The sequence below is a fragment of the Streptomyces sp. MMG1533 genome, from assembly GCF_001279775.1.
In the GTDB taxonomy this organism is placed as follows: Bacteria; Actinomycetota; Actinomycetes; order Streptomycetales; family Streptomycetaceae; genus Streptomyces.
Genome location: NZ_LGDG01000041.1, coordinates 92,996 through 107,321, shown reverse-complemented (window position 1 = coordinate 107,321; position 14,326 = coordinate 92,996). Strand labels below are relative to the sequence as shown.

Annotated in this window: 13 protein-coding genes and 1 pseudogene; 9 read left to right on the top strand and 5 right to left on the bottom strand. The window is 72.0% G+C overall.

Translation table 11 applies throughout. The features are described 5' to 3' along the window. The first annotated feature begins 62 nt into the window (after positions 1-62). The 4 genes from ADK57_RS07545 (at position 63) to ADK57_RS07530 (ending at position 4,258) form a co-directional block, all read left to right on the top strand. A complete protein-coding gene (locus ADK57_RS07545) occupies positions 63-1,505 on the top strand; it encodes a GuaB1 family IMP dehydrogenase-related protein (protein WP_053748574.1) in 1,443 nt (480 codons plus the stop codon). Positions 1,506-1,591: 86 nt separating this feature from the next. Next, on the top strand, positions 1,592-2,089 hold the full coding sequence (locus tag ADK57_RS07540; RefSeq protein ID WP_053748573.1) for a GNAT family N-acetyltransferase: 498 nt from the start codon (positions 1,592-1,594) through the stop codon (positions 2,087-2,089). Between the two features lie 236 nt (positions 2,090-2,325). Further along, positions 2,326-3,795, top strand: coding sequence for an amino acid permease (locus tag ADK57_RS07535; protein WP_053748572.1), 1,470 nt, complete (start codon positions 2,326-2,328; stop codon positions 3,793-3,795). A 10-nt stretch (positions 3,796-3,805) separates the two neighbouring features. Then, entirely contained in the window at positions 3,806-4,258 is a 453-nt protein-coding gene (locus ADK57_RS07530) for an Lrp/AsnC family transcriptional regulator (protein ID WP_053748571.1), read from the top strand. A gap of 1 nt (position 4,259) precedes the next feature. On the opposite strand, the gene ADK57_RS07525 is transcribed toward ADK57_RS07530, so the two are convergent. Together ADK57_RS07525 and ADK57_RS07520 are read right to left on the bottom strand one after the other, a co-directional pair. Then, a complete protein-coding gene (locus ADK57_RS07525) occupies positions 4,260-4,700 on the bottom strand; it encodes a hypothetical protein (RefSeq protein WP_053748570.1) in 441 nt (146 codons plus the stop codon). Between the two features lie 11 nt (positions 4,701-4,711). Beyond that, positions 4,712-5,477, bottom strand: a pseudogene (locus ADK57_RS07520) (GntR family transcriptional regulator). Here ADK57_RS07520 and ADK57_RS07515 point away from each other — a divergent pair. The 4 genes from ADK57_RS07515 to ADK57_RS07500 all read left to right on the top strand — a co-directional run bounded on the left by ADK57_RS07515 (position 5,389) and on the right by ADK57_RS07500 (position 9,984). Further along, complete coding sequence (locus ADK57_RS07515; protein ID WP_078973010.1) at positions 5,389-5,925, top strand: ATP-binding cassette domain-containing protein; 537 nt, start codon at positions 5,389-5,391, stop codon at positions 5,923-5,925. The pseudogene ADK57_RS07520 and the gene ADK57_RS07515 overlap by 89 nt on opposite strands. A gap of 146 nt (positions 5,926-6,071) precedes the next feature. After that, positions 6,072-7,268: an MFS transporter gene (locus ADK57_RS07510; protein WP_053748568.1), complete on the top strand. Its 1,197-nt coding sequence runs from the start codon at positions 6,072-6,074 to the stop codon at positions 7,266-7,268. Between the two features lie 179 nt (positions 7,269-7,447). Beyond that, entirely contained in the window at positions 7,448-8,236 is a 789-nt protein-coding gene (locus tag ADK57_RS07505; RefSeq protein WP_053748567.1) for a carbon-nitrogen hydrolase family protein, read from the top strand. 50 nt (positions 8,237-8,286) lie between these two features. Further along, on the top strand, positions 8,287-9,984 hold the full coding sequence (locus ADK57_RS07500) for a flavin monoamine oxidase family protein (protein ID WP_053748566.1): 1,698 nt from the start codon (positions 8,287-8,289) through the stop codon (positions 9,982-9,984). Positions 9,985-9,998: 14 nt separating this feature from the next. Here the strand turns inward: ADK57_RS07500 and ADK57_RS07495 are convergent, their stop codons facing one another. Next, positions 9,999-10,727: a DUF5995 family protein gene (locus ADK57_RS07495; RefSeq protein ID WP_053748565.1), complete on the bottom strand. Its 729-nt coding sequence runs from the start codon at positions 10,725-10,727 to the stop codon at positions 9,999-10,001. 182 nt (positions 10,728-10,909) lie between these two features. Here ADK57_RS07495 and ADK57_RS07490 point away from each other — a divergent pair, with 182 nt between their 5' ends. Then, positions 10,910-12,025, top strand: coding sequence for a glycoside hydrolase family 6 protein (locus ADK57_RS07490; protein ID WP_053748564.1), 1,116 nt, complete (start codon positions 10,910-10,912; stop codon positions 12,023-12,025). An 18-nt stretch (positions 12,026-12,043) separates the two neighbouring features. On the opposite strand, the gene ADK57_RS07485 is transcribed toward ADK57_RS07490, so the two are convergent. After that, entirely contained in the window at positions 12,044-12,922 is an 879-nt protein-coding gene (locus ADK57_RS07485) for a phosphotransferase (RefSeq protein WP_053748563.1), read from the bottom strand. Next, positions 12,919-14,304, bottom strand: coding sequence for a uracil-xanthine permease family protein (locus tag ADK57_RS07480; protein WP_053748562.1), 1,386 nt, complete (start codon positions 14,302-14,304; stop codon positions 12,919-12,921). The genes ADK57_RS07485 and ADK57_RS07480 overlap by 4 nt, the downstream gene beginning before the upstream one ends. Positions 14,305-14,326: the final 22 nt, after the last annotated feature.

The following is a 14,326-nucleotide window of genomic DNA, read 5'->3' as shown; positions in this document are numbered from 1 at the left end:
GTGCTCTTCCCCCTGGCTGACCTGTCCGGGGGCCACCTCTGATCGACTGGGATGTGCAGCACGTGCGTTTCCTCAACGACATCCAGCCCCCGTACGACCTGACGTACGACGACGTGTTCATGGTCCCGAGCCGCAGCGCGGTCGGCTCGCGGCAGGGCGTGGACCTCAGCTCCCCGGACGGCACGGGCACCACCATCCCGCTGGTCGTCGCCAACATGACCGCCATCGCCGGGCGCCGCATGGCCGAGACGATGGCCCGTCGTGGCGGACTGGTGGTCATCCCGCAGGACATCCCGATCGAGGTCGTCACCGAGGTCGTCTCCTGGGTGAAGAGCCGTCACCACGTCCTGGACACGCCGATCGTGCTGGCCCCGCACCAGACCGTCGCCGATGCGCTGTCCCTGCTGCCCAAGCGCGCGCACAACGCCGGTGTGGTCGTCGACGAGGACGAGCGGCCCATCGGTGTGGTCACCGACCGGGACCTGACCGGCGTCGACCGCTTCACCCAGCTCGAAGTGGTCATGTCCAAGGACCTGCTGCTGCTCGACGCGGACATCGACCCGCGCGAGGCCTTCAACCGGCTGGACCACGCCAACCGCCGCTACGCCCCCGCCGTCGACAAGGACGGCCGCCTCGCCGGCATCCTCACCCGCAAGGGCGCCCTGCGCGCCACGCTCTACACGCCCGCCGTCGACGCGAACGGCAGGCTGCGCATCGCCGCCGCCGTCGGAATCAACGGCGATGCCGCGGCCAAGGCCAAGCAACTGCTGGACGCGGGAGTCGACACGCTCGTCATCGACACGGCGCACGGTCACCAGGAGTCGATGATCAGCACGATCAAGCTGGTGCGCGGCCTCGACCCGCACGTGCCGATCGTCGCGGGCAACATCGTCGCCGCGGAGGGTGTGCGCGACCTCGTCGAGGCGGGCGCGGACATCATCAAGGTGGGTGTGGGACCCGGCGCCATGTGCACCACCCGCATGATGACCGGCGTGGGCCGACCGCAGTTCTCCGCCGTCATGGAGTGCGCGGCGGAGGCGAAGAAGTACGGCAAGCACGTGTGGGCCGACGGCGGTGTCCGCCACCCGCGCGACGTCGCCATGGCGCTCGCGGCCGGTGCGTCCAACGTGATGATCGGGTCCTGGTTCGCCGGCACCTACGAGTCTCCCGGCGACCTCCAGCAGGACGCCGACGGGCGCTTCTACAAGGAGTCCTTCGGCATGGCCTCCGCGCGTGCCGTGGCCAACCGGACGTCGGAGGAGTCGGCGTACGACCGCGCCCGCAAGGCGCTGTTCGAGGAGGGCATCTCCACCTCCCGCATGTTCCTCGACCCGGCCCGCCCGGGCGTCGAGGACCTGATCGACTCGATCATCGCGGGCGTCCGCTCCTCCTGCACCTACGCCGGTGCCGGATCCCTGGAGGAGTTCGCCGAGAAGGCCGTCGTCGGCATCCAGAGCGCCGCCGGTTACGCGGAGGGCAAGCCGCTGCACGCCAGCTGGGTCTGAGCAACTCCCTTCCGTACGGCCCCCGTTGTCCCGCTCGTGGGGAAAATCGGGGGCCGTCCGCATGCCCGGTCCGTACTGTCGGGTGCATGGAGATCACCGTCTGCGGGGCCGCCGACGTGGCGCTGCTCGACCGGTACCTGGGCTCGCCCGGCGCCACCTCGTTCCATGCCCGCCGGTTCGCGCGGCAGGAGGCGGGAGAGTGCACGTACCTCGCCGCCTGGCAGGACGGGCGGCCCGTCGGGCACACGGAGATGCGGTGGCTCGGCTGCGCCGCGCCCGAAGTCACGGTGGACTGTCCCGAGATCGGCGGGCTGGGCGTCCGGCCGGAAGGACTTCGCTCGCGCGGCATCGGCACCGCGCTGATCCGTGCCGCCGAGGACCTGGCCCGGGGGCGGGGTCTGACGGTCGTCGGCATCGGCGTCGGGAGGGACAACCCGCGCGCGGCCGCTCTCTACGACCGGCTCGGCTACCGCCCCCTCCTCGACTACCTCGACCGGTACTCGTACGAGGACCACGACGGTACGACCCGCGAGTGCGTCGACCCGTGCACCTTCCTCGTCAAGGAACTGCCGTCAGGGCGCTGACCTGGGTCTCACGCAACGCATGACGGCCGCCGCGCAACGAACGCCCGCCCGTTCGCGATGAACGCAACGAACTTGCGGAGATGCGCAAGGTTGCCGCATTACGACCGCGATGCCCTGGCTCATAGGGTCATGCGCTGTACGTGGCGTGGCGGGGACCCCGCTCGGTGGGTTCCTGCTCGCGCAGGGGTGCCGCAGGTCCCCGCCGCCCTCAGTGGCAGCGACAAAGGAGTCAGCGCGTGCTCGACCAAGGCGCACCCCCGCAACAGCGCAGTCAGAACGGGCCCTCGTCCCCGGGCCTCGGTGCGCGTCTCATGCGTCGCAAGCCGGTGGAACGCCTGGTCGCGGAGGGCGGCCAGGGTGAGGGAGGCAGCCTGCGACGCTCCCTCGGGCTGTGGCAGCTGACCATGATCAGCATCGGTGCCACCCTCGGCACCGGAATCTTCGTCGTCCTCGGCGAGGCCGTCCCCAAGGCGGGCCCGGCCGTCACCCTCTCCTTCGTGATCGCGGGACTCACCGCGCTCTTCTCGGCCCTGTCCTACGCCGAACTGGCAGGCACCATCCCGGTCTCCGGATCCTCGTACTCGTACGCGTACGCGACCATGGGCGAACTGGTCGCCTGGATATGCGGCTGGTGCCTGGTCCTTGAGTACGGCGTCTCGGTCGCCGCCGTCGCCGTCGGCTGGGGCGAGTACCTGAACGAGCTGCTCGACGGCACCATCGGCGTCACCATCCCGGCCGCACTGTCCGCCCCGCCCGGCGACGGCGGCGTCTTCAACCTGCCGGCGCTGATCGTCGTCCTGCTGGCGATGGCGTTCCTGCTGGGCGGTGCCCGGGAGTCCGCCCGCGCCAACACCGTCATGGTCGTCGTGAAGATCGCCGCGCTGGTGCTGTTCTGCGCGATCGGCATCCAGGGCTTCCGCTCCGGCAACTACGAGAACTTCATGCCGCTCGGCATGGCCGGCGTGAGCGCGGCCGGGGCGACGCTCTTCTTCTCGTACATCGGCTTCGACGCGGCCTCCACCGCCGGCGAGGAGGCGAAGAACGCGCAGCGCGACCTGCCCCGCGCGATCATGCTGTCCCTCGTCATCGTGACCGCGCTGTACGTCCTCGTCGCCGCCGTCGCCGTCGGTGCGAAGCCCTGGCAGCGGTTCACCGACTCCGAGGCCGCGCTCGCCCAGATCATGCGCGAGGTCACCGGACAGACCTTCTGGGGAACGCTGCTGGCGTTCTGCGCGGTCGTCGCCATCGCGAGCGTCGTCCTGACCGTCCTCTACGGCCAGACCCGCATCCTCTTCGCGATGTCCCGGGACGGGCTGATGCCCAAGGTGTTCGGCCGCGTCCACCCGAAGAGCGGGGCGCCCCGCGCCAACACCCTGATCGTGTCCCTGTTCTGCGGGGTCCTGGCCGCGGCCATTCCGCTCGGCCAGCTCGCCGACGCCACCAGCATCGGCACCCTCTTCGCCTTCGGGCTGGTCAACATCGCCGTCGTGGTGCTGCGCCGGACCCGTCCCGACATGCCCCGCACCTTCCGGGTGCCGCTGTCACCGGTCCTGCCCGCGCTGGGCCTCGGCCTCTGCATCTGGATGATGGGCAGCCTCTCGACCGTCACCTGGGTGGTCTTCGGAGTCTGGATGGCCGTCGGGCTCGTGTTCTACTTCGTGTACGGCCATCGCCGCTCCCGTCTTGCCACATCTGAAGCGAAGTGAACCACCCGCAGTGCTGAACGATCTCGACGAACGCATCGTGCACGCCCTCGCCGAGGACGCCCGCCGCTCCTTCGCGGACATCGGGCAACTGGTCGGCCTGTCCGCGCCCGCCGTGAAACGGCGCGTGGACCGGCTGCGTGCCACCGGAGCCATCACCGGATTCACCGTCCGGGTCGACCCGGCGGCCCTCGGTTGGGAGACCGAGGGCTTCGTCGAGATCTACTGCCGGTCCAACACCTCGCCGGAGACCATCCAGCGGGGCCTGGAGCGCTACCAGGAGATCGTGGCCGCGTCGACCGTCACCGGCGAGGCGGACGCGGTCGTCCAGGTCTTCGCCTCCGACATGCGCCACTTCGAGCGGGTGCTGGAGCGGATCGCGGGGGAGCCGTTCGTGGAGCGGACGAAGTCCGTTCTGGTGCTGTCGCCGCTGCTGCGCCGGTTCTCGTCCGGCTCTCCGACCTGACCTATTCCGCCCGGCGGCGGATCGCCGACAGCAGGCGGCCGGTGAGTACGGCGTGCCCGCCCGAGGCGATGACCAGCAGCCGGTAGAGAGCGCCGCCCGGGCCGGGGAACCTGGCCCGGGTCTCGGCCCGCAGCAGGGTGCGGCCCGGGCCCGCCTCGTCGAGGCGGAAGACCAGGGCGTACGTCGAGAAGTAGTGGCGGCCGACGAGGACCAGCTCCCGGCCCCGGTCCGCCGAGGCCACCCGGAAGCCGGGCAATGTCGAGCCCTCGGCCAGCGGCCGGGGCCCGGACGCCGTACGGTCCGCGCAGCCCACGAGGCGCGCGTACCCGGGCCCGAGGGAGGAGCGGTCCAGGACGTCGCCGAGGCCGCGCCAGACGGCGTCGGCCTCCGCCGCGATCACGGTGGTGTGTTCGTCGACGTGCGGCAGGGCGGCGATCTCCATGAGGGTCTCCTTCAGTCGGCCGTCTTCGGGGCCAGGGCGTTGTTCCCTATCGAGTTGTGCACGCTGAAGCTCACGGCGTCCGAGCGACAGCGGTCGTCCGACCACTCCACCGGGCGCCCTTCCCGCGTCGTCGTCACCCGGCGGACCCGCAGCAGCGGACTCGTCCGGCGGATGCCCGGCAGCTCGGCGTCCCGGGCGCCCGCCGCCACCGCGTCGATGACGTGCTCACCGTAGGCGAAGGCCGGGCCGGTGTCGTCGGGGAGGCGTCGGGTGACCGAGGGCCGGTCCGGCTCGATCGGCTCACCGGCGGGGGCGATCCGGTCGGCGTACACGGTCCGCTCCAGGAGGCCCGGCTCGCCGTCCGGGCCGCGCAGCCGCAGGACGTGCAACACCGGGACCCGCTCGCGCAGTTGGAGGCGTACGGCGTCCTCGGCGGTCGCCGGACGGTACTCCTGCCCCGACCACCCGGCCGGTCGCCTCGCGGTCCATCGTGCGGGCCCACTGGGCGAAGCGGCGCAGCTCGGCGAAGCTTTGGCTGCGACGGCCGGCCGGGACCACGCGGTGGGCGCCCTGGCGCGAGCCGATGAGCCCCTCGGTGGTGAGCGCCGCGACGGCCTGACGCCCCGTGCCGCGCAAGACGCCGTAGCGGACCGCGAGTTCGGCCTCCGCGGGCAGCAGGCTCCCGACGGTGTACGCCTCCCGGTCGATCGACCGGCGCAGTTCGTCGGCGACCGTCCGGCCGGGTGAACTCCTCGCCCTGCTCGGCCCGTCCGGCAGCGGCACGACCACCGCGCCGAGCGTGCTCGCCGGGTTCGAACACCCCTACTCGGGCGAGGTGCTGGTCGACGGCGAGGACATCACCCGCGTCCCGGCCCACCACCGCGACGCCGGGACGGTCTTCCGGCCGTCCAGCAGGCCGCCGCGAACTCGTCCCGCATCTCGACGCGCTGCCGGTCGACGGCCGGCGCCGGCGGTGGCCGGGGTCGACGTGCTGGTGCGGCCCGAGGCGATGGGCGTACGGGCCGACGACGCCGGGGACGCCCGCGTGGTCGCCACCGCGTTCCTCGGCGGGGCCACCCGGGTCACCGTGCGGCTCGCCGACGGCACGGGAGTGAAGGCCGACCTGCCCGCGCACGAGGCCGCCGCGCTCGGCGCCGGAGCCGCGGTGAGCGTGCCACTGCCTACGTCGAGGACAACGACCGGCCGTCCGACCACGCGGCCGTGATCATCATATTTTCGCTGGGCGGCGGGGCGGAGCCCGTCTAACATCGGTTCCATGACCTGGCGACATTGATCCACCAGCCGTGCCTCCCGAGGGCCGCCTCGGACGCCGTACCTCCGGCGTCCGATTCGTCCCTGCGGGAAGGCCTCATGACACTCTCACCTGCGCGTGTGCCCGACACCACCGGTGTGCGACGGCTCACGGCCACGCTGTACGGCTACGCGTTCCTCGACGACCTCGTGCTGCTCTACCCGGTGTACGCGCTGCTGTTCGCCGACACCGGTCTGTCCCTGTGGCAGATCTCCTCCCTCTTCGCCCTCTGGTCGCTCACCGCCGTGCTGCTGGAGGTCCCCTCCGGCGCCTGGGCCGACGCCGTGTCCCGGCGCACGCTGCTCTGGATCGGCCCGCTGCTCACCGCCGTCGGCTTCGCCCTGTGGGTGATCGTCCCTTCGTACGGGGCCTTTGCCCTCGGCTTCGTCCTGTGGGGCGCCGGGGGAGCGCTCGGCTCCGGCGCGCAGGAGGCCCTGGTCTACGACGAACTGGACCGGCTCGGCGCCGCCGACCGGTACGCGCGCGTCATGGGCCGGGCCCGGGCGGCGCGGCTGCTGGCAACGATGGCGTCGATGGGCCTCGCCGGACCCGTCCTCGCGCTGGGCGGATACCCCCTCGTGGGGGCGGCGAGCGTCCTGGCCTGCCTGCTGACCGCGGCCACGGCGACACGGTTCCCGGAACACCGGGTGCCGGCGGCGGCCGGGGACGGCGGCTGGGCGACCACCCTGCGGGCCGGACTCGCCGAAGCCCGCAAGGACCGGTCCGTGCGGGGCGCCCTCCTGCTCGTGCCGGCCGTCGCCGCGGTGTGGGGCGCGCTCGACGAGTACACGCCGCTCCTGATCCGCGACCTCGGCGTGGCGGACGAGACGGTGCCCTGGCTGGTCCTGCTGATCTGGACGGGCGTCACCGCCGGAAGCCTGCTGGCCGGAGCGGCCGAACGCCTGGGTACGAGGGGCCTCGCCGTGCTGCTCGCGGGCGCCGCGCTCGCCCTCGCCGCGGGGGCCGTGGCCCGGACTCCGGCCGGCATCGTCCTGGTGGCCCTTGCCTTCGGCGGCTTCCAGTTGGCGGAGGTACTCGCCGACGTGCGGCTCCAGCACCGGATCGACAGCGCCGGCCGGGCCACCCTGACCTCGGTCGCGGGCCTGGGCACCGAACTCGCCACGGTCGCCGTGTTCGGTGTGTACGCGACGCTCGGCACGCGGGCCTCGCACGGCACCGTGTTCGCGGTGCTCGCGGTGCCGTACCTGGTGACGGCGCTGGTGCTGGCGGCCAGGGCGCGACCGGCACTGAGGTAGCCGGGGCCGTGCTCGTACGGAGGGCGGCACGGTGAGCGCAACGAATCGCCGCCGTACACCCGGCGCACGCAACGAACCGCTCACCGACGCGCAACGGCTCCTTCTTGTCCGCCCGAGCCCGCCGCCCGTACCGTCTACATGGCTCCCACAACCACTCTTCCGCCCGGTGAGGAACACGCATGCGCACCGCCCTGCTCCAGAGCTCCGGCCGCCCCGGCTCGAGCGTCGAGAACCTCAAGGTCCTCGACGAGGCCGCGGGCCGGGCCGCCGCCTCGGGCGCCGCGCTGCTGGCCGCGCCGGAGATGTTCCTCACCGGGTACGCGATCGGCGACGACATCGGCCGCCTCGCCGAGCCCGCCGACGGCGAGGCCGCGGACGCGGTCGCCGAGATCGCCTCCGGGCACGGCCTCGCGATCGCCTACGGCTACCCCGAGCGGGCCGCGGACGTGGTGTACAACTCCGCCCAGCTGATCTCCGCCGACGGCGCCCGCCTCGCCAACTACCGCAAGACCCACCTCTTCGGCTGCTTCGAGCGCGACCACTTCACGCCGGGCGACGAGACCGTCGTACAGGCCGAGCTCGACGGTCTGCGGGTCGGCCTGATGATCTGCTACGACGTCGAGTTCCCGGAGAACGTCCGCGCCCACGCCCTCGCCGGCACCGATCTCCTCCTCGTGCCGACCGCGCAGATGCACCCGTTCCAGTTCGTCGCCGAGTCGGTGGTGCCGGTGCGGGCCTTCGAGAACCAGATGTACGTGGCGTACGTCAACCGGGTGGGCCAGGAAGGGGAGTTCGACTTCGTCGGACTCTCCACCCTCGCCGGGCCCGACGGAGTCGCCCGCACCCGCGCCGGGCGCGGCGACGAGCTGCTGCTCGCCGACGTCGACCCCGCGTTCCTCGCCGCGTCCCGCGAGGCGAACCCGTATCTGCAGGACCGGCGCCCCGGTCTCTACGGGTCCCTGGTCTGAAACCCTCTGAGTTTCCCCCGAGTTCCTTTCGTGCAAGGAGTCCGTACCCCATGACGTCCACCGTGCCCAACGCCGTCGAGCACGCAGACGAGCAGCAGCCGCCGATCACCATGTTCGGCCCGGACTTCCCGTACGCGTACGACGACTTCCTCGCCCATCCGGCGGGGCTCGGCCAGATACCCGCGACCGAGCACGGCACCGAGGTCGCGGTCGTCGGCGGCGGGCTGTCCGGCATCGTGGCCGCGTACGAGCTGATGAAGATGGGCCTCAAGCCCGTCGTCTACGAGGCCGACCGGATCGGCGGCCGGCTGCGGACGGTCGGCTTCGACGGCTGCGACCCGTCGCTCACCGCAGAGATGGGCGCGATGCGCTTCCCGCCGTCCTCCACGGCCCTCCAGCACTACATCGACCTGGTGGGCCTTACGACCCGGCCCTTCCCCAACCCCCTCGCGGAGACGACCCCTTCGACCGTCGTCGACCTCAAGGGCGAGTCGCACTACGCCGAGACGGTCGACGACCTGCCCCAGGTCTACCGGGACGTCGCGGCCGCCTGGAGCGCGTGCCTCGAAGAGGGCGCCGACTTCTCCGACATGAACCGGGCCCTGCGCGAGCGGGACGTGCCGCGGATCCGGGAGATCTGGGCGAAGCTCGTCGAGAGGCTCGACAACCAGACCTTCTACGGCTTCCTCTGCGACTCGGACGCCTTCAAGTCCTTCCGGCACCGCGAGATCTTCGGCCAGGTCGGCTTCGGGACGGGCGGCTGGGACACGGACTTCCCCAACTCCATCCTCGAAATCCTCCGCGTCGTCTACACCGAGGCCGACGACCACCACCGCGGCATCGTCGGCGGCTCCCAGCAACTGCCCCTGCGCCTGTGGGAGCGCGAGCCGGAGAAGATCGTCCACTGGCCCCACGGCACCTCGCTGGCGAGCCTGCACGAAGGCGGCGAACCGCGGCCGGCCGTGACCCGGCTGCACCGCACCGCGGGCAACCGGATCACCGTGACGGACGCGGGCGGCGACATCCGCACCTTCCAGGCGGCGGTCTTCACCGCCCAGTCCTGGATGCTGCTGTCGAAGATCGCCTGCGACGACTCGCTCTTCCCGATCGACCACTGGACGGCGATCGAGCGGACGCACTACATGGAGTCGTCCAAGCTCTTCGTCCCCGTCGACCGGCCCTTCTGGCTGGACAAGGACGAGCAGACCGGCCGGGACGTCATGTCGATGACCCTCACCGACCGGATGACGCGCGGGACCTATCTGCTGGACGACGGTCCGGACAAGCCCGCCGTCATCTGCCTCTCCTACACCTGGTGCGACGACAGCCTGAAGTGGCTGCCGCTGTCCGCGAACGAGCGGATGGAGGTCATGCTGAAGTCACTCGGCGAGATCTACCCGAAGGTCGACATCAGGAAGCACGTCATCGGCAACCCGGTGACGGTCTCCTGGGAGAACGAGCCCTACTTCATGGGCGCGTTCAAGGCCAACCTGCCCGGCCACTACCGCTACCAGCGGCGCCTGTTCACCCACTTCATGCAGGACCGGCTGCCCGAGGACAAGCGCGGCATCTTCCTCGCCGGCGACGACGTCTCCTGGACGGCCGGCTGGGCCGAGGGCGCCGTCCAGACCGCGCTGAACGCGGTCTGGGGCGTCATGCACCACTTCGGCGGGACGACCGACGCGACGAACCCCGGACCGGGGGACGTGTACGACGAGATCGCGCCCGTGGAACTCCCGGAGGACTGAGCCTTTGCGGCCGGTCAGTCCGGCAGGGGCGTGAGCAGCATGCGTCCCGCCAGGCCCACCGCCGCGTCCAGACGTTCGGTGAACTCCTCGGCGACGTCGGGCAGTCGGCGCAGCACCCACAGGGCCCGCGCCGCGGTCCACGTCGCCTCCCGGGCGCGCTCCAGGCTCCACGAGCCGAGCAGATGGGTGAGCGGGTCGGCGATCTGGAGGAGGTCGGGGCCCGGCATCAGCTCTTCGCGGATGCGCTCCTCCAGCGAGACGAGGAGATCGCCCACGCGGTCGAACTCGTCCTCCACATCGGCGGGTTCGCAGCCGAGCGTACGACAGGTGTCCACGACGGCGAGCGCCAGGTCGTGCCCGATGTGCGCATTGATGCCCGCGAGCGCGAACTGCAATGGTCGTACTCCGGGATGGCGGCGCATCTGGAACAGAGGCCGCCAGCAGGCCGGCGGGCGCCGCTCGGCGGCCACCGCCTCGACGGCGTCCAGGTAGCGCTCCGCGAACCGCACGTCCAGCGTGATCGCGGCCCGCGCGTCCCCGAACCGGCCGCTGTCGATGCGCTGATCGACCGCCTCGGTGACGGCGAGGTAGACGCGGTTGAAGACCGCGAGGCCGTCGCGCGCCGGCAGGGTCGCGTCGAGCGCGCGCATTCGGGAGATGATCCCGTCGACCGGAGTGGTGACCGGGTCGACGGGAGGGGCTACCGGCTCGACGGGGGTGGTGACTTGTTCGCATTGCACCATGGGGGCAGAGTCGCAGCTTTAGGCTGGCCCGGGTACCGGCGGGCCCGACGCTTCCCCAGAACGGGGGAACGCGCCCGCCGTGGGGGAGAGCAACAGGGGGGAGCTGCACCGTGTCAGGCTCACGTGCGCAGCGTCTGGCCGCACGCCGGGCCGAGCGCAGGCGGTCCGCGCGGCGTGGCGTCATGGCCGCGGCTGCCTCCGTGGTGGTCGCGATAGGCACCGCGACCGGGATGCTGTCCGCCCTCGACGACCGGCGTGACGCCGACGAGGCGAGGCCCGAGGTGACCAGCTCGCCGTACCTGGCGCCCCTGCCCGCCGTCCCGACGCCCTCCGCCTCACCCAGCGCGAGCGCTTCCGCCTCGCCCTCCCCGAAGAAGAAGGCGAGTCCCTCGCCGTCCCCGACGAAGACGGAGAAGCGGCAGTCCCCCGCCGCCTCCACCCGGCTCTACCGCTACCCCGAGTCCCAGGTGCTCGACTGGGTGCACGCCCACGGCGCCGACCCGCGCCACGCGGTCATCGCGTCCCGCATAGCCGACCAGCCCGCGGCCGTCTGGTTCGCCGACTTCACGCCGTCGACCATCACCTCGCGGGTCCGCGCGGTCACCTCCGGAGGCAGCACGCAGGGCCGGGTGCCCGTCGTCGTGCCGTACGCCATCCCCGGCCGCGACTGCGGAGGCGCCTCGCAGGGCGGGGCGCCCGACCTCGACGCCTACGACGACTGGATCGACGCCTTCGCCGCCGGGCTGGGGTCCGGCGAGGTCATCGTGATCCTGGAGCCCGACTCGGTCGCCCAGACCGAGTGCCTCTCGTCGGGCGAACGCGCCCGCCGCTTCGCCTCGTTGGCCCGCGCGGGCCGCGTCCTCAAGGCCGCCGACCCCAAGGCCCGGGTCTACTACGACGCCGGCCACTCCGGCTGGAACGCCGCCGCGAAACAGGCGGGCTGGCTGCGGCAGGCCGGCGCCGCCTCGGCCGCCTCCTCCGACGGCATCTTCAGCAACGTCTCCAACTTCCACCGCACGGACGACGAGATCGCCTACGACCGGCAGGTCCTCGACGCCCTCGGCGGCCCGTCGGGGCTCGGCGCCGTCATCGACACCAGCCGCAACGGCAACGGCGCTCCGGCCGACGGCGAGTGGTGCGACCCGTCCGGCCGCAAGCTCGGCCGCACGCCGACGCTGAACACCGGGGAGGCGCGGATCGACGGCTACCTGTGGGTGAAGCTGCCCGGGGAGTCGGACGGGTGCAAGGGGGCACCGGGGACGTTCACGCCTTCGTACGCCTACGAGTTGGCGCGCTGACGAAGGGGCCCGGGCGGGTCATCCGGGCAACGGCAGCCCGAGCACCCGTGCGCACCACGGCAGCGCCGTCCTCAGCTGGCTGAGCTGGACGTCCCGGACCCGTGGCGCCGCCGGGACGACCGGAAGCCCGGCGCGGCAGGCGAAGAACCCGGCGACCGGCGCGACGAGTTCGGGCGGGACCGAGGCGACCGAGTCCGGCGGCGGTCCTCCTTCGGCGTGCAGGCTGGGCAGCCAGAAGGCGATGTCGTACCGAGCGTTGCCGACGGCCGCGAGGTTCCAGTCCACCAGGAGCGCCCGGCCGTCCCGGAAGCAGAGGTTGTCGCTGCGCACGTCGAGGTGGAGCACCGCATCGCCGTCCAGACACGTGGCGTCGCCGGAGGCGTCCAGGAGTGCCGGGAGCGCCCGGTCGAGCCAGCCTGGAGAGCACAGGCCGAGGGCGAGGAAGGGGGCGGGGTCGCGGGCCACCTCCGCCCAGCCGCTCTGCGCGTGCACGGTCTCGGTGACCTTGCCCAGGCCCGGGAAGGGACGGCTCGCGGCGAGTTCCGCGAGCGCGTCGAGCACGGCGCGGACCTGCCGTGCCGACCAGGGGGGCGGCCAGTGACAGCCCGACAGATCCTCCAGGACGAGCATCGGGTGCTCCCCGTCGGCCCAGCCGAGCAGCCGGGGCATGAAAGCACCCCCGAGTTCCGCATAGGCGCGGTGTTCGTCCCGCAACCACCTCGCCGTCTGCGCGTCGGCCGCACGTTTCACGAACACCGACCGACCGTTGTCCAGGCTCACCAGCCGGCGGTGGACGTTGGAGTACCCGCGCTCGGTGAGCCGCCGGGCGTGCATCGGACGTGCTCCCAGCAGCTCGTGCAGGCGGCGGGCGTCGTCGGGCGACAGGGCGGGACTCACGGCTGTCCGGCCTTCTCGTCGTACGTCGAAGTCCCCTCGTCGAGCAACGGCTCCTGCGTCTTGAGGTGGGCCGGCGCGAACGCGCGCAGCGCGTGGTAGCCGGTGATGACGACCAGTGTGCCGAGGGCGATGCCGCTGAGGGAGAAGGTGTCGGTGAACTCCATGGTGACGTCGCCGACGCCGATGATGATGCCCGCGGCGGCCGGTACCAGGTTGAGCGGGTTGCGCAGGTCCACGTCGGCGTTGATCCAGATCTGGGCGCCCAGAAGGCCGATCATGCCGTACAGGATGACGGTGATCCCACCGAGGACGCCGCCGGGGATCGCGGCCACGACCGCGCCGAACTTCGGGCACAGGCCGAAGAGGAGGGCGAAGCCGGCGGCGGCCCAGTAGGCGGCCGTGGAGTAGACGCGGGTCGCGGCCATCACGCCGATGTTCTCGGAGTAGGTGGTGTTGGGCGGGCCGCCGACCGCGGTGGACAGCACGGAGCCGATGCCGTCGGCGGAGATCGCCGTACCGAGCTTGTCGTCCAGCCGGTCGCCGGTCATCTCGCCGACCGCTTTGACGTGCCCGGCGTTCTCGGCGACCAGGGCGATGACGACGGGCAGCGCGACCAGGATCGCGGACCACTGGAAGGACGGCCCGTGGAAGGTCGGCAGCCCGGCCCAGTCGGCCTGGCCGACGGCGGAGAGGTCGAGCCGCCAGTGGTCGGTGAGCTTGCCGCTCGCGTCCACCGAGTGGATCCGCCCGAAGATCCGGTCGAAGGCCCAGGAGATGCCGTAGCCGAAGACCAGGCCGAGGAAGATCGCGATCCGTGACCAGAAGCCCCGCAGGCAGACGACGGCCAGACCGGTGAACAGCATGACCAGCAGGGCCGTCCACTGGTCCTGCGGCCAGTACGTCGAGGCCGTGACGGGCGCCAGGTTGAAGCCGATCAGCATCACCACCGCGCCGGTGACGATCGGCGGCATCGCGGCGTGGATGATCCGCGCCCCGAAGCGCTGGACGGCGACACCCACCAGGAAGAGCGCGATGCCGACGACGAGGACCGCGCCGGTCACCGTGGCGCTCGTACCGCCGTCGGCCCGGATGACCGCGGCGACGCCCACGAAGGACAGCGAGCAGCCCAGGTAGCTGGGCACCCGGCCCCGGGTGGCGAGCAGGAAGATCACGGTCGCGACGCCGGACATCATGATGGCGAGGTTCGGGTCCAGGCCCATCAGGACCGGGGCCACGAAGGACGCCCCGAACATGGCCACCACGTGCTGGGCGCCGAGCCCGACCGTGCGCGGCCAGGAGAGCCGTTCGTCGGGGCGGACCACCGCTCCGGGCGCCGGCGTGTGTCCGTCGCCGTGCAGTTTCCAGCGGACGCCAAGATCCATGGTGCGGTTTCGCTTTCGTCGC